Annotated in this window: 25 protein-coding genes; 14 read left to right on the top strand and 11 right to left on the bottom strand. The window is 73.4% G+C overall.

The genetic code is table 11. The features are described 5' to 3' along the window. Window positions 1-12: 12 nt before the first annotated feature. Window positions 13-900 carry an alpha/beta hydrolase gene (locus tag ACIP8Z_RS12215; protein ID WP_402082009.1) on the top strand — a complete coding sequence of 296 codons (888 nt, stop codon included), beginning with the start codon at window positions 13-15 and terminating at the stop codon, window positions 898-900. 75 nt (window positions 901-975) lie between these two features. On the opposite strand, the gene ACIP8Z_RS12210 is transcribed toward ACIP8Z_RS12215, so the two are convergent. Both ACIP8Z_RS12210 and ACIP8Z_RS12205 read right to left on the bottom strand, forming a co-directional pair. Beyond that, window positions 976-1,629 carry a TetR/AcrR family transcriptional regulator gene (locus tag ACIP8Z_RS12210; RefSeq protein WP_402082007.1) on the bottom strand — a complete coding sequence of 218 codons (654 nt, stop codon included), beginning with the start codon at window positions 1,627-1,629 and terminating at the stop codon, window positions 976-978. 154 nt (window positions 1,630-1,783) lie between these two features. Further along, window positions 1,784-2,578 carry an IclR family transcriptional regulator gene (locus tag ACIP8Z_RS12205; protein WP_402082005.1) on the bottom strand — a complete coding sequence of 265 codons (795 nt, stop codon included), beginning with the start codon at window positions 2,576-2,578 and terminating at the stop codon, window positions 1,784-1,786. A gap of 200 nt (window positions 2,579-2,778) precedes the next feature. Here ACIP8Z_RS12205 and ACIP8Z_RS12200 point away from each other — a divergent pair, with 200 nt between their 5' ends. From ACIP8Z_RS12200 to ACIP8Z_RS12170, 7 genes are all read left to right on the top strand, one after another. Then, the gene (locus ACIP8Z_RS12200) at window positions 2,779-2,904 is read left to right on the top strand and encodes a putative leader peptide (protein ID WP_402082003.1); all 126 of its coding nucleotides are present in this window, start codon (window positions 2,779-2,781) and stop codon (window positions 2,902-2,904) included. Between the two features lie 342 nt (window positions 2,905-3,246). Next, a complete protein-coding gene (locus tag ACIP8Z_RS12195) occupies window positions 3,247-4,272 on the top strand; it encodes an ABC transporter substrate-binding protein (protein ID WP_402082001.1) in 1,026 nt (341 codons plus the stop codon). Between the two features lie 58 nt (window positions 4,273-4,330). Beyond that, on the top strand, window positions 4,331-5,386 hold the full coding sequence (locus ACIP8Z_RS12190; RefSeq protein WP_402081999.1) for an ABC transporter substrate-binding protein: 1,056 nt from the start codon (window positions 4,331-4,333) through the stop codon (window positions 5,384-5,386). Further along, entirely contained in the window at window positions 5,383-6,288 is a 906-nt protein-coding gene (locus ACIP8Z_RS12185) for an ABC transporter permease (protein WP_402081997.1), read from the top strand. The genes ACIP8Z_RS12190 and ACIP8Z_RS12185 overlap by 4 nt, the downstream gene beginning before the upstream one ends. After that, the gene (locus tag ACIP8Z_RS12180; RefSeq protein ID WP_402081995.1) at window positions 6,285-7,061 is read left to right on the top strand and encodes an ABC transporter ATP-binding protein; all 777 of its coding nucleotides are present in this window, start codon (window positions 6,285-6,287) and stop codon (window positions 7,059-7,061) included. Before ACIP8Z_RS12185 ends, ACIP8Z_RS12180 begins: the two co-directional genes overlap by 4 nt. Then, window positions 7,058-7,930 (top strand): ABC transporter substrate-binding protein, encoded by an 873-nt coding sequence (locus ACIP8Z_RS12175; protein ID WP_402081993.1) that lies wholly within the window; start codon window positions 7,058-7,060, stop codon window positions 7,928-7,930. Before ACIP8Z_RS12180 ends, ACIP8Z_RS12175 begins: the two co-directional genes overlap by 4 nt. Beyond that, the gene (locus ACIP8Z_RS12170; RefSeq protein WP_402081991.1) at window positions 7,927-9,009 is read left to right on the top strand and encodes an LLM class flavin-dependent oxidoreductase; all 1,083 of its coding nucleotides are present in this window, start codon (window positions 7,927-7,929) and stop codon (window positions 9,007-9,009) included. The genes ACIP8Z_RS12175 and ACIP8Z_RS12170 overlap by 4 nt, the downstream gene beginning before the upstream one ends. On the opposite strand, the gene ACIP8Z_RS12165 is transcribed toward ACIP8Z_RS12170, so the two are convergent. Next, the gene (locus ACIP8Z_RS12165; RefSeq protein WP_402081989.1) at window positions 8,999-9,862 is read right to left on the bottom strand and encodes a hypothetical protein; all 864 of its coding nucleotides are present in this window, start codon (window positions 9,860-9,862) and stop codon (window positions 8,999-9,001) included. The genes ACIP8Z_RS12170 and ACIP8Z_RS12165 overlap by 11 nt on opposite strands. Before the next feature lie 253 nt (window positions 9,863-10,115). Between ACIP8Z_RS12165 and ACIP8Z_RS12160 the strand changes: the two genes are divergently transcribed. Beyond that, entirely contained in the window at window positions 10,116-10,373 is a 258-nt protein-coding gene (locus tag ACIP8Z_RS12160) for a WhiB family transcriptional regulator (protein ID WP_402081987.1), read from the top strand. 166 nt (window positions 10,374-10,539) lie between these two features. On the opposite strand, the gene ACIP8Z_RS12155 is transcribed toward ACIP8Z_RS12160, so the two are convergent. The 3 genes from ACIP8Z_RS12155 to ACIP8Z_RS12145 form a co-directional block, all read right to left on the bottom strand. Then, window positions 10,540-11,514: an acyl-ACP desaturase gene (locus ACIP8Z_RS12155; RefSeq protein ID WP_402081985.1), complete on the bottom strand. Its 975-nt coding sequence runs from the start codon at window positions 11,512-11,514 to the stop codon at window positions 10,540-10,542. Between the two features lie 378 nt (window positions 11,515-11,892). Next, the gene (locus ACIP8Z_RS12150) at window positions 11,893-12,162 is read right to left on the bottom strand and encodes a hypothetical protein (RefSeq protein ID WP_402081983.1); all 270 of its coding nucleotides are present in this window, start codon (window positions 12,160-12,162) and stop codon (window positions 11,893-11,895) included. Window positions 12,163-12,176: 14 nt separating this feature from the next. Beyond that, window positions 12,177-13,028: a helix-turn-helix domain-containing protein gene (locus tag ACIP8Z_RS12145; protein WP_402081981.1), complete on the bottom strand. Its 852-nt coding sequence runs from the start codon at window positions 13,026-13,028 to the stop codon at window positions 12,177-12,179. A 169-nt stretch (window positions 13,029-13,197) separates the two neighbouring features. Here ACIP8Z_RS12145 and ACIP8Z_RS12140 point away from each other — a divergent pair, with 169 nt between their 5' ends. Then, entirely contained in the window at window positions 13,198-13,671 is a 474-nt protein-coding gene (locus ACIP8Z_RS12140) for an ATP-binding protein (protein WP_402081979.1), read from the top strand. A 19-nt stretch (window positions 13,672-13,690) separates the two neighbouring features. Here the strand turns inward: ACIP8Z_RS12140 and ACIP8Z_RS12135 are convergent, their stop codons facing one another. The 3 genes from ACIP8Z_RS12135 to ACIP8Z_RS12125 form a co-directional block, all read right to left on the bottom strand. Beyond that, a complete protein-coding gene (locus tag ACIP8Z_RS12135) occupies window positions 13,691-15,334 on the bottom strand; it encodes an ABC-F family ATP-binding cassette domain-containing protein (protein ID WP_402081977.1) in 1,644 nt (547 codons plus the stop codon). Window positions 15,335-15,596: 262 nt separating this feature from the next. Next, entirely contained in the window at window positions 15,597-16,013 is a 417-nt protein-coding gene (locus tag ACIP8Z_RS12130; protein WP_319313509.1) for an SsgA family sporulation/cell division regulator, read from the bottom strand. A gap of 190 nt (window positions 16,014-16,203) precedes the next feature. Next, window positions 16,204-16,668, bottom strand: coding sequence for a (4Fe-4S)-binding protein (locus ACIP8Z_RS12125; RefSeq protein ID WP_402081975.1), 465 nt, complete (start codon window positions 16,666-16,668; stop codon window positions 16,204-16,206). Between the two features lie 76 nt (window positions 16,669-16,744). On the opposite strand from ACIP8Z_RS12125, the gene ACIP8Z_RS12120 reads away from it, so the two are divergent. Next, window positions 16,745-17,842 carry a WD40/YVTN/BNR-like repeat-containing protein gene (locus tag ACIP8Z_RS12120; protein ID WP_402081973.1) on the top strand — a complete coding sequence of 366 codons (1,098 nt, stop codon included), beginning with the start codon at window positions 16,745-16,747 and terminating at the stop codon, window positions 17,840-17,842. 31 nt (window positions 17,843-17,873) lie between these two features. Here ACIP8Z_RS12120 and ACIP8Z_RS12115 read toward each other — a convergent pair whose 3' ends face one another. After that, window positions 17,874-18,173 carry a YciI family protein gene (locus ACIP8Z_RS12115; protein WP_402081971.1) on the bottom strand — a complete coding sequence of 100 codons (300 nt, stop codon included), beginning with the start codon at window positions 18,171-18,173 and terminating at the stop codon, window positions 17,874-17,876. A 119-nt stretch (window positions 18,174-18,292) separates the two neighbouring features. Here ACIP8Z_RS12115 and ACIP8Z_RS12110 point away from each other — a divergent pair, with 119 nt between their 5' ends. Together ACIP8Z_RS12110 and ACIP8Z_RS12105 are read left to right on the top strand one after the other, a co-directional pair. Next, complete coding sequence (locus ACIP8Z_RS12110) at window positions 18,293-18,988, top strand: endonuclease V (protein ID WP_402081969.1); 696 nt, start codon at window positions 18,293-18,295, stop codon at window positions 18,986-18,988. Between the two features lie 431 nt (window positions 18,989-19,419). After that, window positions 19,420-19,791 (top strand): VOC family protein, encoded by a 372-nt coding sequence (locus tag ACIP8Z_RS12105; protein ID WP_319313519.1) that lies wholly within the window; start codon window positions 19,420-19,422, stop codon window positions 19,789-19,791. 27 nt (window positions 19,792-19,818) lie between these two features. On the opposite strand, the gene ACIP8Z_RS12100 is transcribed toward ACIP8Z_RS12105, so the two are convergent. After that, window positions 19,819-21,093 (bottom strand): saccharopine dehydrogenase family protein, encoded by a 1,275-nt coding sequence (locus tag ACIP8Z_RS12100; protein ID WP_402081967.1) that lies wholly within the window; start codon window positions 21,091-21,093, stop codon window positions 19,819-19,821. A 252-nt stretch (window positions 21,094-21,345) separates the two neighbouring features. Between ACIP8Z_RS12100 and ACIP8Z_RS12095 the strand changes: the two genes are divergently transcribed. Then, window positions 21,346-22,563, top strand: coding sequence for a CaiB/BaiF CoA transferase family protein (locus ACIP8Z_RS12095; protein WP_402081965.1), 1,218 nt, complete (start codon window positions 21,346-21,348; stop codon window positions 22,561-22,563). Window positions 22,564-22,606 lie beyond the last annotated feature (43 nt).

Here is a 22,606-nt window from a genome sequence, read left to right as displayed (position 1 = left end):
GGAGATCCCGGCATGTACCCGATGGCTCCGCTCATCCGCACCGCCCTGAACGCCACCGCCCGCGTCGCGCCCGGAGCGGCCGGCCGCTGGGCCTTCCACCTCTTCGTCCGCCCGCTCGGACGGGCACGGCTGAAACCCGAGGAACAGGCGCTCTTCGCCGCCGCCCGTACCGGGCGCCTCCGGGTCCGCGGCAAGGACGTCGTCACGTACGCCTGGCGCGACGGCCGCCGGCCCGTCCTGCTCGTCCACGGCTGGTCCTCGCGCGCCTCGCGGCTCACCGCCTTCGCCGAAGCGCTGCTGGAACGCGGCTACAGTCCCGTCGCCTTCGACGCGCCCGGCCACGGCGCGTCCCCGGGGCGGTCCAGCAACATCGTCGAATACCGGGAGATCATCCGGCAGTTGCATGCGCGGCACGGCGACTTCGACGCCGTCGTCGCCCACTCCTTCGGTGTCCTCGCCTCCCTCTTCGCCCTCCGGGACGACGTCCGAACGACCCGATTCGTCGGCATCGGGGGTGTCGGCTCGTTCGACTTGCTGATCAAGGGCTTCCAGGCCGGCCTCGGCGTGGACGACAAGGTCCTGCGGTGCGTGCGGGATCACGTGGAGCGGAGGCTCGCACCGAGTGAACCCGGCATCTGGGACCGCCTCGGAGCGGACCACGAACCCGGCGAACTCGGCGCGCCCGTTCTGCTGTTCCACGACCAGGCCGACGACATGGTGCCGCTCGCCCACTCCCGGCGGCTCGCGCGCGCCCACGGCGACCGGGCCCGGCTCGTAGTCACCCAGGGGCTCGGCCACCGGCGCGTCCTGCGGGACCCGGAGGTCGTCGGCGAGGCGGTGGAGTTCCTGACGGCTCCGGCGGGTGAACCGTCGGAGGCGGAGCGGGCGGTCGCGAGCTGAGGGGGGTGCGAGGCGGTGTGATCGCACGGGGGCGGGGCGGCGTGATCGCGGCCCCTTCCCGCGCGTCTCCTCCGGCTACGACCCGTCGAGGCGGGCCCGGCCCCGGTCCGTCGCCGAGGCGCGCAGCCGGGCGGTGATCCCCCGCTCGGCGCGGTCGTACGTCCGCGTGTCGCCGAGCAGGACGGACTGGGCGTTGGCCGCCTCCATGAGGGCGATCACCTCGAAGGCGAGCTGCTCCACATCCAGGTCCGCGGCGAGCTCGCCGACGGCCTGAGCCTCCGTCAGGGACGTTTCCACGTAAGCGTTCCAGTCGCGACGGGCCTGGGCGACGGCGTCGTGGACCGGGCCCGTACGGGCGTCGAACTCGGCCGAGACCGCGTAGAAGAAGCAGCCGCCGGCGAAGACCCGGTCCGAGGAGTACGTGAGCCAGTTCCGGCACAGCTCGCGCACCCGCCGCGCCCCCGGCGGCACGTCCTTCAGGGGGGTGACGACGTTCTCGGCGAAGACGGCGGCGGCGGCCCTGATCGTGGAGAGCTGGAGCTCCTCCTTCGAGCCGAAGAGGGCGAAGACGCCGCTCTTGCTCAGCTGGAGCTCGGTGGCGATCCGGCCCAGGGACAGGCCGTCGAGGCCCTCGACCGACGCGATGTCCATGGTCCGGCCGAGCACGAGCCGCCGGGTCTGGTTCCCGCGCTTGACGCGCCCGTCGGTCTTGGTCCCGGTGTGGCTCATGCCCCCATCCTACTGAACGCACGACCGTGCGGAAACTTTGCCGCCCGCCGCCCGCCGCCCGCCGCCCGGTGCTAGCCGCCCGGTGCTAGCCGTCGGTGGTCGGCCGCCCGCTGCCTGATGCCCGCCGTCGGTGGTGGTCCGCCGCCCGCCCGCACTAGCCGGTCCGCTCGCCGGGGTCCCTTCGTTCCGCCGGGGCGAGCAGCAGCACCTCCAGGGCGCGGGCGCAGGACCGGGCCTGGGCGAGGTACCAGTCGAGCCGAGCGTCGGTGATCAGCTCCGGTGTCGCCCGCACCGCGAGCGCGAAGCGCGCGTGCCCCGTCCGCTCCAGGACCGGCACGGCCACGGTCCGCACCCCGTGGGCCGACTCCCCGTCGTTCAGGGCGTACCCGGCCTCCCGGACGCGGGCCAACTCGGCGGCGAGCGCGGGAGGTTCGACGATGGTCCGCTCGGTGAACGCGTACAGCGGCGGCAGGGAGCGCGGGCCCGCCTCGCCCGCCCGGGGCCACGCGAGCAGCACCTTTCCGAGGGCCGTCGAGTGCAACGGCCGGCGCAGCCCCACCTTCGGCGTCACCGAGCCGCCCGCGACGATCACCACGTGCGAGCCGCTGCGCAGGGCCAAGTCGGCCGTGGCGCCGGTCCGTTCGGCGAGATCGGACAGCTCGGGCGCGGCCAGATGCAGCCCCCGCTGGTGGTACGAGAGCCGTCCCAGCTCCGTCATCGCCGGGCCGAGCCGGTAGCGGGCGGTCCGGGCGTCCTGCTCCAGGAATCCCGCGCCGAGCAGGGTCCGGGCGAGACGGTGCGCGGTGGACGTGGAGAGTCCGAGCCGTCGCGCGAGGTCGGAGGCGCTCAGGTCGGGCCCGTTGTCGTGGAAGCAGTGCAGTACATCCAGTGCGCGGCGGACCGCCTGGGCGCCCGCCGGGGGTCGGGCGATGCCGGCCTCGGTCGTCATAGGGTTCGCTCCCCGTGGGTGATCGGGCTCCCACGCTCCCACATGGCGGGAGTCGAATCAGGGCCCGGGCGAGGTCGGAAACACGCCGTTCATACGCAATCCCACATGGTGGGAGATGAGTTGTCGGCGGCGGAGCTTCCGTGGCAGGGTTCCGGCCAAGCCACCACAGCGGCACCGAGCCGGAGGGAGCAGGGCAAGCCATGAACGCACGACGTACCGATCGACGCACCGCGCGATGTGTGCCCACGGCCTCTCCCGCGCCGCTCGTCCTCACCCGGCGCCGCCACATCGACCTGGCGCGCGTCGCGGGGGCCGGCTGTCGCTGAGGCGGCGCGGGGCTGACGTCGTCGGCCGAGCCCTTCCCCGAGAGCGTTCGCGGCGGGTGTGCCACGACGGTGTGACGGGCCCGCCGGCGTCGTGCTCGGTGCGGGATCCGGTCCCGTGCGGGTGTGCCGGCCCCGGCGAGATCCGTTCCCACGGCAGGGCCCTTCCGCGGCGCACGCGTGCCCATCGGCGCGACCGCCCCCCCCCGCGTATCCCGTGCCCTCCCGTACGGCCCCTCACCCTTGCCCGAGCCGCGCCCCCGCCGCCGCTCGACGTTCCCCCGCGTCCGGTCGCCGCCTCCGCCGACCTCTCCGCCGTCCCACCTCACCCCGGGAAGCCCCTCCATGACGTCTGCCCGCGTGCCCGACACGCTCTGGTTCACCCGCTGCCCCGTGCCCACCGCCACCGGCGTCGCCGCCGATCGCGGCTGGCTGGAGCGGGAGTTCGCGCCCGACGGCATCGCCGTCCGTTCCCTCCAGGACGCCGAGCCCGGCGCCGACCGTGCCACCCACTTCACCCACGCGCTGCCCGGTCTGTTCCGCGAGGGCGGCAACGTGCCCGCGCTGTGGGCCCGTTCGCGCGGCGAGCGGACGCGGCTCGTCGGGCTCACCTGGATCGAGGAGCGCCAGGTGGTGCTCGTCGCTCCCGGTTCCCCGGTGCGGGGAGCCGCCGCCCTGCGAGGGCTGCGGCTCGCCCTGCCCCGGCACTCGGTCCCCATCGACTTCTGGCGGGCGATGGCACTGCGCGGTTTCGAGGGCGCACTCGCCTCCGCCGGGTACGGGCTCGGCGACGCGCGCCTCGTCGACGTACCCGCCGACGGGCACGGGGGCCAGTGGGCCGCGGAGCTGGACGCCCTGCGCCGGGGCGAGGTCGACGCGGTCTACGTGAAGGGCGCCCTCGCCGTCGAGGCGGCCCGTCGCGCCGGGGCCGAGGTCGCCGTGGAGCTCGACGCGCTCCCCGACCCCGCGCACCGCGTCAACAACGGCACCCCCCGTCCCCTCACCGTGCACCAGGACCTCCTGGACGAGCACCCCGAGCTCGTCGCCCGGTTCCTCGCCGTCCTGCTCCGCGCCGCCGACTGGGCCTCCGACGAGCCGGACGAGGTCGCCCGGATCCTCGGCGCCGAGACCGGAGCGGGTGCCGAGGGCGTCGCGGGGGCCTACCGGACCGGCACCCACCGCACCCTCCACCCGGACCTGTCCGACACCCGACTCGACCTGCTCGCCCGGCAGGAGGAGGCCCTGCGGGCCCACGGCTTCCTGCCCGAGGCCGTGGACGTACGCGCCTGGGCCGACCCGGAGCCGCTGCGGCAGGCCCGCCGACGGGCGGCCGCCGCCCCGGTGGGGACGTCGCCTCAGCCGGTTCCGTAACCGGCCGCCTCGTCACCACGCCCCACGCCCACCCTCCGCATCTCGAAGGACGACCGCCATGCGCCCACTCGCCCCCGTCACCCCGCCCGCCACTCGCACCACCCGCGTCGCTCTGGCGGTCCTCGCCGCCCTCTCCGTTCTCACCGCCTGCGGCGGCAGCCCCGCAGCGGACTCGGCCGTCGGCCAGGGCGCCGGAAACGGGCCGAAGGGAGCGAAGGGCACGGTCACCATCCGCATCCCGGACCCCGGGAACGCCGGCGTCCTCGCCCGGGGCAAGAAGGACGGGAGCCTCGACAAGGCCCTCGCCGCGGTCGGTGCCAAGGTGGCGTGGACCGGCAGCGCCGGTCCCTTCGCGCCCGCCGCCCAGGCGATGAACGCCGACCAGCTCGACATCGCGACCGGCTCGATCACCTCCGGCATCACCTCGCTCTCCCAGAGTCCCGGCTTCGCCTTCTTCACCGCCACGGCCCCCGACCCCGTCGGCGAGGGCATCCTCGTCCGCGAGGGCTCGGACATCGACTCCGTCGAGGACCTCGTCGGCCGCAAGGTCGCCGTCAACAAGGGCGGCACCGGCGAGTACCTGCTCCTCAAGGCCCTCGCCAAGGCCGGCGTCCCCGCCGACAAGGTCGAGCGGGTCTATCTCCGCCCGGACCAGACCGCCGCCGTCTTCAACGCCGGCCAGGTCGACGCCTGGGCCGTCTGGTCCACCTACGCCGTCGCCGAGATCGGCGCGGGCAAGGCCCACTTCGTCGCCGACGGGACCGCCATCGGATCCGACAACTACAGCCTGAACGCCGTTCGTTCGGGCTTCGCCAAGGAGCACCCCGAGGTCGTCAAGGCGCTCTACGCCTACCTCCACGACAACAGCGCGAAGGAGAAGAAGGACCCGGCCGCCTATCTGAACGTCTTCACCGACGCCGGCCCCACCGCCGTCGACGGCAAGGCCAGGGAGGTCCAGATCTCCTTCACCGGCAAGGGCGGCACCGTCGACCCGATCCGCCCCGGGGACATCAAGCGGTTCGAGACGGTGGCCCAGTTCTACGCCGACCAGAAGGTCACGCCGAACAAGGTCGACATCGCCGCCCACCTCATCGACATCGAGAAGCTGTCATGACCGCCCCGACCACCGTCACCACCGCCCCCACGCCCGGGGCCGCGCCCGCGCCCACGAAGGAGACGCCCGCGGACGGCGGTGGCACCGTCGGGCTCGTCACCCCCCGGCCCCACGTCCGCCGCCCCCGCTCCCGTACGTTCTCCCTCACCGTCCGCGCCCTCGGCCCGGTCGCCCTCCTCGCCCTCTGGTGGACCTCGTCCGCCACCGGCGTCCTCACCCCCGACGTGCTCGCCTCTCCCTCACAAGTCATCGACGCCGTAGTCGAGTTGTGGGGCAACGGGCAGCTGCCCGACGCGCTCGCCACCTCCCTCACCCGCTCGGGGACCGGTCTCGTCATCGGTCTCGCCGCCGGGCTCACCCTCGGCATCACCACCGGCTTCACCCGGCTCGGCGACGAGCTGCTCGACTCCTCGCTGCAGACCCTCCGCACGATCCCGTTCCTCTCCCTCGTCCCCCTCTTCATGGTCTGGTTCGGGATCAACGAGACCGCGAAGATCCTGCTCATCGCGGTCGCCACCACCTTCCCGATGTACGTCTCCACCAGCGGGGGCGTCCGCGACACCGACCGCAAACTCGTCGAGGCCATGCGCAGCTTCGGGCTCGGCCGGCTCGCGATCGTCCGCCAGGTCGTCCTCCCCGGCGCCCTGCCCTCGCTCCTCGCCGGACTGCGGCTCTCCGTGACGCTCAGCGTCATCGCGCTCATCGCCGCCGAGGAGATCAACGCCACCGCGGGCATCGGCTATCTGATGTCCCAGGCCCAGAGTTACGCCCGCACCGACATCCTCGCCGTCTGCATCCTCGTCTACGGTCTGCTCGGCCTCACCGCCGACGTTCTCGTCCGCGGCCTGGAGCGGGTCCTCATGCCCTGGCGCACGGCCGGCCCCGGGGGAGGAGCCCGATGACCCCGTCCCCATCATCCGCCGGCACGGCGGTACGGGTCCGAGGCCTGCGCCGCGTCTTCGGTACCCGGCCCGTGCTCGACGGTCTCGAACTCGACCTGGGACGAGGCGAGTTCCTCGCCCTCCTCGGTGCCAGCGGCAGCGGCAAGACCACCCTGCTCCGCATCCTCGGCGCCCTCGACGGAGCCGACGGGGGAGAGACGCTCGTCCCCGAGGCCCGCACGATCGTCTTCCAGGAACCCCGGCTCATCCCCTCCAAGAAGGTCCTCGCCAATGTGACCGTCGGCCTCCCGCGCGGCGCCGCGACCCGCGCCACCGGACTGCGGGCGCTCGCCGAGGTCGGTCTCGAACGTCACGCGGACGCCTGGCCCGCCACCCTCTCCGGCGGCGAGGCCCAACGCGTCGCCCTGGCCCGCGCCCTGGTCCGGGAGCCCGAACTCCTGCTCCTCGACGAGCCGTTCGCCGCCCTCGACGCGCTGACCAGGCTCCGAATGCAGGACCTGGTGGGCGAGCTGCGCCGGATCCACCGCCCGGCCGTCCTCCTCGTGACGCACGACGTCGACGAGGCCGTCCGCCTGGCCGACCGGGTCGCCGTCCTGAGGGACGGCCGACTCGTCACCGACGAGCCCGTCACCGTCCCCCGCCCCCGCGACCCCGGCGACCCGGCCTTCGTGGCCCTGCGCCGCCGCCTCCTCGCCGACCTGGGCGTCCACGCGCCCGGCGAGGCGGCCACGTCCACCCCCGCCCCCGCAGCCTCCGAAGGAGCCTCCGCATGAGCGTCGTCATCGGTGTCCACCGCAGCAACCCCTCCCTCTACCACCTCTCCCGGCTCGGCTACGCGGAGGAGGAACTCGCCGCGCTCGGCGAGACCGTGACCTGGCACCCGTACACCGACGGGGTCCGCACCGGCGCCCATCTCGCCGACGGCACCATCGACTTCGGCGGCACCGGCTCCACCCCGCCCGTCACCGCGCAGGCCGCCGGACACGACATCGTCTACACCGCCGTCTCGGCGCCCCGCCCCGACCACGGTGCCCTCCTCGTCCCCGAGGACAGCCCGGTCCGTACCGTCGCCGATCTGAAGGGCGGCACCGTCCACCTGGCCGTCGGCTCCTGGCAGACCCACCTCGTCGCCAAGGCCCTGGACGACGCGGGCCTCTCGTACGCCACCGACATCACCGCCGTCCGCGCCGACGGTGACAGCGAGGAGAAGCTCCGTACCGGGGCGATCACCGCCTGGGTGGCCCAGGGCGCCGAGCTCGCGGCCGCCCGCCGCACCGGCGGCCTGCGCACCCTGATCCGTACCGGCGAGGTCATCACCGACCGGTCCGTCTTCTTCACCCGCCGCGACCTCGCCGAACAGCGGCCCGAGGTGGTGGAAGCGCTCATCAGGGCACTCCGGCGGGCCGACGACTGGGCCGCCGCGCACCCGCGCGAGGCCGCCGAGATCGCTGCCGCGGACCAGGGCGGCACGGTCGACGACTGGGAGACCGCGCTGCGCGCCCTGCCCTGGACGATCGAGGAGGCCGGAGCGGAGTTCATCGCCGAGCAGCAGCAGGCGGCCGACATCTTCCACCGCTCCGGGTTCATCGACCGCGCGATCAGCGTCGCCGACGCCCTGCCCCGGAAGGCCGGCTCCCGATGACCTCACCGGCACCCGAAGTCCTCTGGTACATCATCCCGCGCGAGGGCGCGTACCCCTGGGAGCCGGCCGGCCGCCGCCCCGTCGACCTCGGCTACCTCACACAGCTCGCCGGAACCGTCGAACGCCTCGGCTACACCGGCGCGTTGCTGGCCACCGACCTCTACGACGTGTGGCCGCTGGGTTCGGCGCTCGCGGCCTCCACGAGCACCCGGTTCAAGCCGCTGCTCGCCGTCCACCCGGGGCTGATCGCACCGACCCTGCTCGCCAAGATGGCGCTGAGCTTCGACAACCTGTTCGGCGGGCGGCTCCGCTTCAACGTGGTCAACGGTTCCACCGCGTCGCTGCGCGAGTACGGGCTCCACGTGGAGCACGACGAGCGGTACGAACTGAGCGCCGAGTACTGGTCGATCGTCAAGCGGCTGACGGCCGGCGAGGTCTTCGACCACAAGGGCCGCTTCTACGACCTCAAGAACGCCGGCGCCTCCTTCCGCGACCTGCGACCCGTCCAGGAGCCGCACGTCCCGCTCTGGTTCGGCGGATCCTCGGCACCCGGCATCGAGATGGCCGCCGAGCACGTCGACGTCTACCTCACCTGGGGCGAGCCGCCGCACCTGCTGAAGGAGAAGCTCGACCACGTGCGGGCCCGGGCCGCCGCCCACGGCCGTACCCTCCGCATCGGCCTGCGCCTCCACCTCATCGTCCGCGACACCGAGGACGAGGCCTGGGCGGCGGCCGACCGGCTCCTGGACGTCACCAGTGAGGCGACGTACGCGCGGCAGCTCGGCGAGCGGGCGGGCGAGGACGGCGTGGGCTGGCAGCGCCAGTTCCGTCAGCACGGCGGCAGGGTGCCGGCCAGGGCGCGCGAGCTGGAGACCCATCCGAACCTCTGGCCCGGGATGAGCCTGTTCCGGCCCGGCCCGGGCACGGCGGTCGTCGGCTCCACGGCCCAGGTCGTGGAGCGGCTCAAGGAGTACCAGGACCTGGGCGTGGACACCTTCATCCTGTCCGGGAACCCCCTCCTGGAGGAGGCGTACCGGGTCGCCGAGAGCGTGCTCCCCGCCCTGGGGGTCAGCCGCTGAGGTCCCACACGGCCCACTCGGTGAACGGTTCGTCCTGGACGTGGATCCTGCTCCCCCGCGCGAGGACCCGATGGCGTCCGACGGGCGTGCCGTCGGGCCGGGTGAGGACGGCGACACCGGTCGGCTCGACCGTGGTGTCGGTGAGCTCGCCGTACGCGATCCGGTCCTGCTCGTCGCCGTATCCGCCGAAGAAGGCGACCCGCCCTTCGTGGACGGCGACCGCCTTGGCGCCCCGCACGGTGTTGGCGCGCACGCGCACGGGCCGGTCGGGGCGGATCTCCAGGAGCGGGAAGTCGGTGTACGGGCAGGCCCAGGCGACGGAGCCGAACACGTTCAAGGCGTAGCAGTCCATGATCCAGCCGGCCCCGGGCACGTCGCCGGAGTGCCACTGGAGTTCGCCCGTCGCGCTCCAGCGGCGGATGCCCGCCGGGTTCTCGTCGAAGTGTCCGACCCAGAGGGCACCGCTCGGGTCGGCGAGCAGGTGCTCGATCGCGTCCCCGACGGTGAAGGACCAGGTCTCGCGGCCCAGCGCGTCGAAGACCTGCACCTGGCTGCCGTCGGCGTCGGCGCGGCGGGCGCGGGCCGAGGCGACGACGAACCCGCCGTCCGGCAGCCTGTCCAGGTACGGGAACCGGGCCCGCAGGGCGCTCAGCTCGGTGACCTCGACGCCGCCGTCGTCCCCCACGGAGACGACCAGCGCGTCGTAGGGGGGCCGGTCGGCGCCGGGCTCCGGGGCGCGCTCGGTGAGCAGCCAGTGGGCGGCGCCGAAGGCGTCGACGGTGCTGGTGAGGACATGACGGTCGTGGTACGTGCGGGGCAGGCGGGCGTAGGGCACGAGTGCGGAGGTCTGCACGGGTGGGCTCTCCTCGGTGGCGCGGGTACGGGTGACGGGCACGGCGGCGGGAGTCACCCGGTGGTGCGCGAGCGAGGGAGAGCGGAGCGGGGCGCCTACGCGGCATGGGCCTTTCTGGTCGTCATGCGGCGATCTTCGCCGATGACCGGGGATGCCGCAAAGAGTTTCGGCGCGCCGCGTTGCAAACGGCCGCGGACGGCGCATTGATCGAACGTTGATGGCTCGTTTACGGCCCTCCGGCAGCGTGTACGGCATGCAGACCTACAGCACCGTACTGACCGCACCGGAGCCCGACATGTCCTGGCAGGAGACCGCGCTGTGCGCGCAGGCCGGGCCGGAGTTCTTCTTCCCGGCACCCGGCTCGTCCACCCGCGAGGCCAAGCAGCTGTGCGGCGCCTGCGAGGGGCGGGTGGCGTGCCTGGAGTACGCGCTGAGCAACGACGAGCGGTTCGGGGTGTGGGGCGGCCTCTCCGAGAAGGAACGGTTCCGCCTCAAGCGCCGAGAGGGCTGAGCGGGGGCGCGGACGCCTCGGCGCGGGGGTACGAGGGGTCCCGGGGCACGCGGCGAGACAAGCGTGTCAGGACGGACGCGGAGCGGGACGGGCACGACGGGACGGGCGCGGCAGGCTGATCACAGCCTCCCGCGCCCGTCCCGTCGTCCAGTGACCGAAGGGTCGCTCAGCCGGCCGCGCGGGCGGCCATGCGGGCCTTGCGGGCGGCGAGCCTCTCGTCGAACTTGCTGGCCTCGGAGTCCAGGCCGTTCATGTACAGCCCCAGCTCCTCCTGCGCCTGCAGCCCCTCCGGCCCGAGGCCCTCGATCTGGAGGACCTTCAGGAAGCGGAGGACGGGCTGGAGCACGTCGTCGTGGTGGATGCGCATGTTGTAGATCTCGCCGATCGCCATCTGCGCCGCCGCCCGCTCGAAGCCGGGCATGCCGTGTCCGGGCATCCGGAAGTTGACCACGACGTCCCGCACGGCCTGCATGGTCAGGTCGGGGGCGATCTCGAAGGCCGCGCCCAGCAGGTTGCGGTAGAAGACCATGTGCAGGTTCTCGTCGGTGGCGATCCGGGCCAGCATCCGGTCGCAGACCGGGTCGCCGGACTGGTGGCCGGTGTTCCGGTGCGAGATGCGGGTGGCGAGCTCCTGGAAGGCGACGTACGCCACGGAGTGCAGCATCGAGTGGCGGTTGTCGGACTCGAAGCCCTCGCTCATGTGCGCCATCCGGAACTGCTCCAGCTTGTCCGGGTCGACGGCGCGCGAGGCGAGCAGGTAGTCGCGCATCACGATCCCGTGCCGGCCCTCCTCGGCGGTCCAGCGGTGCACCCAGGTGCCCCAGGCGCCGTCGCGGCCGAAGAGGCTGGCGATCTCGTGGTGGTAGCTCGGGAGGTTGTCCTCGGTGAGCAGGTTGACGACGAGGGCGATCTTGCCGATCTCGGTCACCTTGGACTGCGCCGGGTCCCAGGCCTCCCCGTCCTCGAAGAGACCCGGGAAGTTACGGGCGTCGGACCACGGCACGTACTCGTGCGGCATCCAGTCCTTGGTGACCTTCAGGTGCCGGTTGAGCTCCTTCTCCACGACCTCTTCCAGCGCGTAGAGCAGCCGCGCGTCGGTCCACCCTGTCGAGCTGCCGAGGTGGGGAGAGGTGAGCGTCACGGGGACTCCTGGGGACGGAGAGAGGGCATACGGGCATACCTACGAATCCGTAGGTTACGAAACCGTAGGTTAAGGCTCCGTAAGGCGTCGGCCAAGCCCGTCCCGGCGATGTCCGGTTACGTTCCGTTATGTGCGCTGCTCCGGTGGGGCGCCGGAGACGCAGGTCACGTCCTGACTGCCCTGTGGCGGGCCTCCGAAAAACTACGCAGAGCAGACGCCCCGCGGCTCGGCGCAGTCGGCCGGCGGCTCGAAGCGGATGGCTTTCCGGGCCCGGGCGGCGGTTCGCGGCTCGAAGCGGATGGGTTTCCGGCGTCCGGGCGGCGGTTCGCGCCTCGAAGGGGACGGCTTTCCGGCGCCGCGACGGCGGTCGGCCGCCGGTCAGAGCAGATGGTCCGCCGCGCCGGCCTTCACCGCGCGGATCAGCGCCCGCAGCGCCTCCGCCGAGTCGCTGACGTACGCACCGGGCGCCAGGGTCGAGCCGATGTACGCCCGGCCCGCGTCGTCGAGGCCGAACCGGAAGCAGTTGGCGCCCTCGCTGCAGAAGGCCTCGTCCCAGTCGATCTCGACGGCGGGGTCGGCGGACCGGGGTGCGACGGCGGCGCCGGCCGCGGGCGCGGTGGCGACCGCGGTGGCGGTGGTGAGGTTCATGGTGTGGGGGTCCTTCACAGTTCCTGGGCGATGTTGCGGACGAACGCGCGTGAGTCTTCCGTGGACAGGGCGAGCGCGCGCAGCCGGTCCAACAGGCCCCGGTATCGGCGCAGTTGCATGTCGGCGTCGAGGAGGAGGGAACCGTGGGAGGAGTCGAGCTGCACGGTGTCGAGCTGTGCCACGGGCGCGGCCACATAGGTGAACGACTGGCCCGCTCCCGGGAAACCCCCCGCGGTGAAGGGGATGACGCGCACGGTGACGTTCTCCCGCTCGGAGTGCGCCAGGATGTGCTCCAGCTGCTCCCTGGCGACCTTCGGTCCGCCGAACTGCATGCGCAGCGCCGCCTCGTGGATCACCGCCTCGTACTGGACGGGCCGGTCCCGGTCGAGGACCTCCTGGCGGCGGAGCCGCAGGGCGAGCCGGGCCTCCAGATCGGGTTCCGGCAGCGGTGGGACGGCGGTGTCGAAGACGGCCCGCGCGTGTTCCTCGGTCTGCAGGATGCCCGGGATGTGGGTGGTGACGGCGCTCTGCAACTCCCGTGCGTGGTGCTCCAGTTCCGCGATGTCGATGAGCGCGGGCGGAAGCAGTCCGCGGTGCTCCTCCCACCAGCCGCGGTCCCGCTCGTGGGCCATGGCGGCGAGAAGGTCGACGAGTCCGGTGTCCGGGCAGCCGTAGTTGAAGGCGAGGGTGCGGACGCGCTCGGGGCTGATGCCGAAGCGGCCCGACTCGATGTTCGGGATGCGGGTGCGGTCGACGCCCAGGAGGGCGGCGGCCTGCTGGGCCGACATCCCCGATTGTTCGCGCAGTCTGCGCAGTTCGCTCCCGAGCCGCTGCTGCCGCGCGGTCGGGCTGCTCCTGGGTGGCACGCTCGGTCTCCCCTTCGCTGCGTGACGCCGATATGGCCGGAATGGCACAAGTACCCGCAAGTAGTAGCACTGTGCTCCGGTCGTACGCTACGGTCGGTAGCGCAAGTCTCACACGGGGCTACCGACCGTGTGGAGGGACCCCCCCCATGCACCCCCATGCACAGGAAAAGTGAGCAACCCGATGAAGGGCGCCCTGCGTTGCCTCCCGTCCGCCGTCGCGGCCGGGCCCATACCCCCCGCCACGGAGAACCTCAGCTACTCCATGCTCCTCCCCGGAGGCGCCTACTGCGCCGGACTCGCGCGCCGGTCGATCGAGTCGCTCCTCGACCGGCACGGCCTCGACGACCTCTGCGAGACCGCCGCCCTCGCCGCCTCCGAACTCGTCGCCGCGGCCTATCGGTTCACCCCCGACCGGGAGATGATCCTGCGCGTCCGCTGGCAGTACGAGGCGCTGCGGATCGTGCTGTACGACCGGCATCCGGCCCACCACTCACCCGGCGCGGCCGAGGAATGCCGCGACCGCCGCAGCCGCAGCATGTGGCTGCTGGCCGCGGCGGTCGACGCGCACGGTGGCGACTGGGGGCTCGCCCCCGTCCTCACTCCGGGCGGCGGCACCAAGTCCTGGGCGTTACTCCACCGCTAGACCCGGGTGCGAGCCGGTCCTACCGGGGGCTCGACACCGCCTCCCGTACCTCCTCCGCCGTCGTCGGCCGCAGCTCACCGTCGAGCAGCAGCCAGCGGGTGATCCCCAGCGACTCCAGGAACGCCACGTCGTGGCTCGCCACGACCAACGCCCCTTCGTACGCGTCGAGGGCCGCCGTCAGCTTCCGTACCGAAGTCATGTCCAGATTGTTCGTCGGCTCGTCCAGCATCAGAAGCTGAGGAGCCGGCTCCGCGAGGAGCAGCGCCGCGAGCGTCGCCCGGAACCGCTCCCCGCCCGACAGGGTGCCGACGGGCTGGTCCGCCCGGGCTCCCCGGAACAGGAACCGTGCCAGCCGCGCCCTGATCGCGTTCCCCGTCGCCGTGGGCGCGAACCGGGCCACGTTCTCCACCACGCTCAACCCGTCGTCGAGGACATCGAGCCGCTGCGGGAGGAAACGGAGCGGCACCCGTGCCTCCGTCTCGCCCGAGACCGGCTCGAGCTCCCCGGCGATCGTCCGCAGCAGCGTCGTCTTCCCGGCGCCGTTCCTGCCGACCAGCGCGATCCGCTCCGGACCGCGCAGCTCGAACTCGCCGGCCACCCGGGCCCCGTACCGCAGCTCCAGATTCCGCAGGAACAGCACCTCGCGGCCCGGTGGCACCGAGGTGCGCGGCAGTTCGACGCGGATCTCGTCGTCGTCCCGCACCGCCTCCACGGCGGCGTCGAGCCGCTCCCGGGCCTCCGAGAGGCGCTCGGTGTGCAGCGCCTTGTGCTTGCCGGCCGAGACCTGGGCCTCGCGCCTGCGGTTGTTCGCCACGATCTTCGGAACCACCTTGTTCTCGAAGCTCTTCTGCCCGTACCGCTTGCGGCGGGCCAACTTCATCTGGGAATCGGAGAGTTCCCGCTTCTGCCGCTGGACGTCCGCCTCGGCGACGCGGACCATCCGCTCCGCCGCGTCCTGTTCGGCGGCGAGCGCGGCCTCGTAGTCGGAGTAGGCGCCGCCGTACCAGGTGACGGCGCCGTCCCGCAGGTCGGCGATCTGGTCGACGCGCTCCAGCAGTTCACGGTCGTGGCTGACCACGACCAGGACTCCGGACCAGTTCTCCACCGCCTCGTACAGCCGTGCGCGGGCGTGCAGATCCAGATTGTTGGTCGGCTCGTCGAGGAGCAGCACATCGGGCCGGGCGAGCAGCAGGGCGGCGAGGCGCAGCAGGACGGACTCGCCGCCCGAGACCTCGCCGACGGTCCGGTCGAGACCGACGGCGCCGAGCCCGAGCTGGTCGAGGGTGGCGCGGGCCCGCTCCTCGACGTCCCAGTCGTCGGCGAGGGCGGCGAAGTGCTCCTCGGCCGCGTCGCCCGCCTCGATGGCGTGCAGGGCCGCCCGCTTCGCGTCGATGCCGAGGATCTCGTCCACGCGCCGGGAGGTGTCCAGAACCAGGTTCTGGGGGAGATAGCCGAGCTCGCCGGTGACCCGGACCGTGCCGGAGGCGGGGGTCAGCTCGCCGGCGATCAGCTTCAGGAGCGTGGACTTGCCGGAGCCGTTGAGCCCGACGAGCCCGGTGCGGCCGGGGCCGACCGTGAGCCGGAAGTCGTCGACGACCTCGGTGCCGTCGGGCCAGGAGAAGGAGAGTGAGGTACAGGTGATGAACGTGGGGTGATGCGCCATGGAGGCCTCCCGGATGCGTGAGCACAGATGTGACGTGATGCGACGCGTGGAGACACCGGGGCGCGGGCTGTCTGTCGTCAGAACGGCTCGTACGCCGAGGTCGAGAACGGCACACGCGGCACAGGGGGCACGCGCGGCACGGTGTCTCGCAACCTCAGACGAGCAACGTCCTTCTCCGATCGGACGACGACGTGGACGTGAGCAACGGTAGGACGGGGAGCGGGAGGGGGCAACCGAATTACGGACCGGTCCGGGAAGACCGCTACGGATGCTCGCGCAGCAGCTCCGTCAGATCCTGGTCCCAGTCCAGGTACTGGTGCTCGCGCCCGGCCGGCACCAGGTGCTGCGAGCGCTCCAGGAAACGGCGCAGCTCCGACGTCCGGACATGGACCATGGCCACGCCTTCCGGGGCGTGGAACTCGACCACCGTACGGTCGTACCCGTACGGTCGGAGGCGTACGTCCCCGACACCGGCCGGGCGCTCGACGCCCTGGACGAGCAGCTCACGCGCGAAGGCCCAGGAGACCTCGACACCCTCCAGGGTCGCCGGAGGAGGGAACGCCATGCTGACGGCGTACGGGTCCTCGCGGTCGTACCGCAGGGTGGCGGGGACGGTCTCCATCCGCGGAGCGGATGCGACCAGACGGGCCTGGACGGCCTGCTCGATGACGGCGGACACGACCGGCTCCTTTCACGCGGACTTCGGATCCTGTGCGTCTCCCCGACACCAGGGCACCTGACACCTGACACCTGACAAGACGAGCGGAGCGGCCGGAACGTGCACTCCGAATGTGCGTGAGCTGCGTCACGGGCGCGTCAAGGGCCGGGCACGGCGCCGCGCCGAAGAGATCGTCGCAGGTCAAAGCGGTTCAGCGCGCTTCGGGCGCGTCGTCGTCCGGCTCGGCGCAGGGGCCGGAGTGGTCGCAGTACGGCTGGTTTCCGGAGGCCCCGCAGCCGCACAGCATCACCCGTGTCTCGCGCCGGTCGCCGTACGCGCCGCTCATGAGCAGGTCCCCGCGCATCACGAGCTGACCGGACGGCGTCCGGCGCACGGAGGTGGGGGAGTCGGGGTGCTGGACGGAGCCGTCCGCCGGGTGGTACTGCAGCGCCCCGGAGGGGCAACGGCGGACGACCTCCGCCACCAGACCGGCCTCGGCGGCGTCGGGCAGCACCCACGGACGCCGGGAGAGATCGAAGACCTCGGGCAGCCCGTGCACGCACTCGGCCGCGTGCAGACACCGGCGCGGCTCGAACGTGACGGTGATGCCCTCGCCCTCGTACTCCTTGAGCTTCGGCTGCTCGTCGGGCGCTCGCTCGCTCGTGCGGTCGGTCATGGCACCCAGCCTAGGAACGCCCCGCGGGGGACGCACCCTGGACGGGGAGGGGCCGGGGGCACTAGCTTCCGGCGCCATGACGTCCATGGGGAACACGAGACGAATGATGTCGGTGGGACTGATCGGGGCGGCGCTCGCGCTGACCCTGGCCGCGCCCGCGCGAGCCGGGGAGACCCCCACGGCGGCGACCGGCACGAACACGGCGGGCTGGCAGCTGACGCCGACCGGGACAGACGCCCGGTTCCGCGGGCTCGCGCCCGTCGACCGCGGGACCGCCTGGGCCGCGGGCTCCAGGGGCACGGTGCTGCGGACCACCGACGGCGGCCGGAGCTGGCGAAACGTCTCGCCACCGGGCGCGGGCGAGCTGGAGTTCCGTGACGTGGAGGCGTTCGACGCCCGCAGGGCCGTCGTCCTCGCCATCGGGGAGGGCGAGGCCTCGCGCGTGCTGCGCACCGAGGACGGCGGTGCCACCTGGACCGAGTCCTTCCGCAACACCGATCCGCGGGCCTTCTACGACTGCATGACCTTCTTCGACCGCCGACACGGACTCGCCATGAGCGACCCGGTCGACGGCAAGTACCGCATCCTCGCCACCCGCGACGGCGGCCGTTCCTGGCAGGTGCTGCCGAACACCGGGATGCCGGACGCGCTCCCCGGCGAGGCGGGCTTCGCCGCGAGCGGCCAGTGCCTGGTGTCGGCCGGGCCGCGGGACGTGTGGCTGGCGACGGGCGGCGGTGCCACCGCGCGCGTGCTCCACTCCGCCGACCGGGGGCTGACCTGGACCGCCACCGACACGCCGATCCCGGCGGGCGACCCGGCCCGTGGTGTCTTCGGCCTCGCCTTCCGCGACCGCGCGCACGGCATCGCCGTCGGCGGCGACTACCGCAAGGACCAGCCGTCCCCGCGGGCCGGCGCGGTCACCGGGAACGGGGGCCGCGGCTGGCGCGCCTCGGCCACGCCGCCGCCCGCGTACCGCTCCGGCGTCGCCTGGCTCCCGCACAGCAGGAACGCGGCGCTCGCCGTCGGGCCGACCGGCACGGACCTCACCACCGACGGCGGCCGCACCTGGCGCACGGTCGACACCGGCTCGTACGACACGGTGGACTGCACGCCCGACGGCTCCTGCTGGGCCGCGGGCGAGAAGGGCAGGATCGCCCGGCTGGGCCGCCCCTGACGGGAGGGGCGGGGTCCGTCACACGGGGCCGTCAGGAGGGAAGCCGCTCCCGGAACGCGGCGAGCCCCTCGGCGGTCTTCGTCGCGTAGAACTCCGTGATCCGGTACGCGCAGACGCCCTCGACGCTGAACGGGTCGGCCGCCACGATCTTCTCGATCTCCGCGCGGTCGACCCCGGCGGCCAGGATCACGCCGCCGTCGCGCGGGTTCTTGCGCCCCGAGGCGACGATGACGCCGGCGGCGTACTGCGCGTCGAGCCACTCGATGTGCGCGTCGAGCAGCGCGTCCACGCGCTCGACCGGCGCGGTGTAGGTCAATTCCAGAACGAACATGATCGCCAGGCTACCGGGCGGGGCCCGGACCCCGGCGGGCCGTCCCAGCCCCCGGACCGCGCTTTCCGGGGCACGGGGCTGGGAGCCGGCCGGCGGGCGACCATAGGGTGGCCCGCATCATGACGATCATCGAGATTCCGGCGGGCTGGCCCGCCGACGAGCCCGCCGCCCGGGCCGTCCAGCAGGAGCTGTGCGGACGCCTCGTACGCGACGAGGAGGGGCCGGCGGTCGGCGAAGGGCATGTCACGGGGCTCGACGTGGCCTACGACGACGAACGCGATCTCGTCGCCGCCGCGGCCGTCGTCCTGGACGCGCGGACCCTGGAGGTGGTGGAGGAGGCCACGGCGGTCGGCCGGGTCTCGTTCCCGTACGTCCCCGGGCTGCTCGCCTTCCGGGAGATCCCCACGGTCCTCGCCGCGCTCGACCGCCTGACCGCCGACCCCGGTCTGCTCGTCTGCGACGGCTACGGCCTCGCCCACCCCCGCCGCTTCGGTCTCGCCAGCCACCTCGGTGTGCTCACGGGCCGCCCGTCGATCGGCGTCGCGAAGAACCCCTTCACCTTCACGTACGAGCAACCCGGCCCGGAACGCGGCGACTTCGCCCCGCTCCTGGCAGCCGGCGAGGAGGTCGGCCGCGCCCTGCGGACCCGGGCCCGGGTGAAACCGGTCTTCGTCTCCGTCGGCCACCGGGTCTCGCTGCCCAACGCCTGCGCCCACACCCTCCACCTCACCCCCCGCTACCGCCTCCCCGAGACGACCCGCCACGCGGACTCCCTGTGCCGCAGGGCCCTGAGCGAGGCCCTCGGCGAGGCCTGATGCCGGAGGGGGCGCGGGCGCCCGCGCCCCCTCGGGCCGTACCGGGTCGGTGAGCGGCTACAGAGGACCACATGAGTCGGACCTTGATGGCGAGGTCCTCGGGCCGGCGCGCTTCCACGCGGACCTGCACGTGCGGCCCGTCCAGAACGTAAGGCCCGTACCACCCGATTGTCCCGTCGGTCGCCCCGGGCGCGCGACCGCGCGGGCCCGGGAACGGCCGCACCTCCCGGGTACGTCGGACGGCAAGCTGAGTACCTGTACGGATACCGGGTCGTGCGGGGGACCGGCAGAGTGGGGCGCATGACAACACCCCTTTCCGTTTCGCCGTGTTCCGCGGGGCGCGGCCCGAACCTGATCCTCAGCGGGGCCGTTCCGGTCGTCCCCGCCCGGGTCGGCACCACGCGATCCGTTCTCTCCGCCGGGACCTCGGTGTGATCGGGCGTCTGCGGTGCCTCGTTCTGGACTGTCCCGACGCCTGGGAACTCGCCGAGTTCTACCGGCGGTTGATCGGCGGCGAGGTGGACAGCCCCGAGCCCAGATGGGCCGTCGGCGAGGGGTCCGCCGTGCTGCGCGGTGACGGTGGTCCCGTGCTCGCCTTCCAGGGCGTGGCCGACCACCGGCCGCCCGTCTGGGGTGCGCCCGAGCAGCAGTTCCATCTGGACGTGCGGGTCGACGACCTCGACACCGCACACGAGGCCGTCCTCGCGCTCGGGGCCGAACTTCTCGACGACGGCGGCGGCGACCCGGCCTGGCGGGTCTACGCCGACCCCGCCGGTCACCCCTTCCGTCTCGTAAGGCCCTGACCCCTCCCGTACCGCCGGAAGCGCCGCTCAGCCCCGGTGCGCCACCCGGAAGCGGATGCCCGCCGCCCGCAGTCGGTCGATGAGCGCGTCGCCCATCGCCACCGCCGTCGTCACCTGGCCCGAGGTCTTCGGCAGCGGGTCGAAGGCGAGGCTGAGCGCCGACTCGGCGAGCATCTTCGCCGTCTCGTCGTACCCCGGGTCCCCTCCCGAGACCTCGGTGAACACCCGGCGTCCGCCGCCCTCGCCGACGAAGCGCACCGAGAACCAGCTGCGGGCCCGCCGCTCGGCGGACGGGCCCTGTCCCGCCTGGTAACGCTCCATCAGCCAGGCGCGGACCGGAGGCAGTTGGGCCGCCGCCACGCTCGCGCCGATGGCCGCCGTGCCCCCGAGGGCCATCGGGAGCGTCTTCACGGAGGCGTAGTGCCGGTAGCGGAAGTCCGGCCCGTACCGGTCGAGGGCCGCCGCCGACCGGGCCACGACCTGCGGGTCGAGCGTGGGCAGCGGCAGCGCCCAGGTCCCGGTCTCCCGGCTGAACCGCGGCCCGCCGAGCGGTGCACGGGCCCGGCGCCCGACCAACCGCGGTTCGTGCAGCCGCCGTTCGTGCGCCGCCCGCAGAATCTCCCGGCCCCGGCCGAACGCGGTCAGCGCGGACGCGAAGGTGCCACCGGAGAACTGCGCCCCGGCCCGGACGAAGCCGTCCACCTGGAGCGGTACGTCCTCCGGGAGCTGCTGGACCGTGAAGTACACGCCCAGGTCGTGCGGGACCGAGTCGAAGCCGCAGGCGTGCACGATGCGGGCGCCGGTCTCCCGGGCGCGCGCGTCGTGCCGTACGTACGTCAGATCGACGAACTCGGCCTCGCCGGTCAGGTCCACATAGTCCGTTCCCGCCTCGGCGCAGGCGCCGACGAGCCCGTCGCCGTACCAGACGTAGGGGCCGACCGTGGTGGCCACCACCCGGGCGGACTCGGCGAGTTCACGCAGCGAGCCGGGATCGGCGGCGTCCGCGACGAGCAGCGGCAGCCCGGCGCAGTGCGGCCACCGGGCGGCGAGCCGCTCGCGCAGCGCCGTGAGTCCGGCGCGGTTGCGCCCCGCGAGCGCCCAACGGCACTCCGCGGGCGCGTGCGCGGCCAGATACCCGGCGGTGAGTTCGCCGACGAATCCGGTCGCACCGAAGAGGACCACGTCGTAGGCCCTGGCCGCGTCGGCTCCGGCCGCCGGCCGCCTTTCGGCTGCGGGCACCGCTCCGGCCTCGTGCCCCTTTCCGGCTCCGGCTTCCCGTCCCGCGTCCGCCCCTGTGTCCATGCAGCCCCTCGTTTCGGCCGTACCGCGCCGCCGTGCGCGGTTCTCGTCGTCGGCGGAGGATAGCGGGTCCCGCACCGCACCCCGCCGCCGCCCTACTCCCGAGTACCTGTCCCGGGTAACCGCGGGTACACCCGCCTCCCGCCTCGGGTATTTTCCAAGCGCTTGCTCGGCCGGGGGGCTTGTGCCGAGTGGAACGCGTTCCTAGCATCTCCGGTGTTACATCATTGGTGTCACACATGCCCTGGGGGCTCGATGAGTACGACGCACACCGCCGGGAACGGCCCGCTCACCGGGGTACGCGTGGTCGAGCTCGCCGGCATCGGCCCCGGCCCCTTCGCCGCGATGCTCCTCGCCGACCTCGGCGCCGACGTCGTCCGCGTCGACCGCCCCGGCGGTCCCGGCCTGGGCATCGACCCGGCCCGCGACCTCACCAACCGCAACAAGCGCTCGGCCGTCGTCGACCTCAAGGCGGCGGACGGCCCGGCCACCGTCCTCGACCTCGTCGAACGCGCCGACATCCTCATCGAGGGCTACCGGCCCGGCGTCGCCGAACGCCTCGGCGTCGGCCCCGACGCCTGCCTCGCCCGCAATCCGCGCCTCGTCTACGGCCGGATGACCGGCTGGGGCCAGGAGGGGCCGCTCGCCGCGACCGCCGGGCACGACATCGGCTACATCGCGATCACCGGCGCCCTCGGCATGATCGGCCCCGACCCCGACGGCCCGCCCACCATCCCCGCCAACCTCGTCGGTGACTACGCGGGCGGCTCCCTCTACCTCGTCGTCGGCGTCCTCGCCGCCCTCCAGCACGCCCGCGCGCACGGCGAGGGCCAGGTCGTCGACGCGGCGATCGTCGACGGCACCGCCCACCTCACCACCATGATCCACGGCATGCTCGCCGCCGGCGGCTGGCAGGACAGGCGGGGCGTCAACCTCCTGGACGGCGGCTGCCCCTTCTACGGCGTCTACGAGACCTCCGACGGCGGCCACATGGCGGTCGGCGCCCTGGAGGAGCAGTTCTACGCGGAGTTCGTCCGTCTCCTCGGCATCGAGGAGGCCGCCCCCGCCCGCCGTGACTTCGGCCGCTGGCCCGAGCTGCGCGAGGCCGTCGCCGACCGTTTCCGGAGCCGTACCCGCGAGGAGTGGACCGCCGTCTTCGAGGGCAGCGACGCCTGCGTCGCCCCCGTCCTCTCCATGCGCGAGGCCCCGGCCCACCCCCACCTCGCCGCCCGCGGCACCTTCACCGAGCAGGGCGGCGTCGCCCAGCCCGCCCCCGCGCCCCGCTTCTCCGTCACCCCCGGCACCCTCCGCAGGGGACCCGCCTTGCCCGGCGCCGACACCGCCGAGGTCGCCCGCGACTGGGCCGTACCCGCCCTGGAGAACCAGGACGGGACCGGGACCGGACACCAGGCCGGGACCGGGACAGGGGCCCAGGCCGCGACCGAGTCCGGGACCCAGGACTCCGGGGCGTGAACCGCCCGGCCCGGACGGCCCAGGAGTCCGACGCGTGAACCGA

The organism is Streptomyces sp. NPDC088553 (assembly GCF_044752965.1).
In the GTDB taxonomy this organism is placed as follows: Bacteria; Actinomycetota; Actinomycetes; order Streptomycetales; family Streptomycetaceae; genus Streptomyces.
Note: the sequence above shows the minus strand (reverse complement) of the source record. Positions and strands in the feature narration are given on the sequence as shown.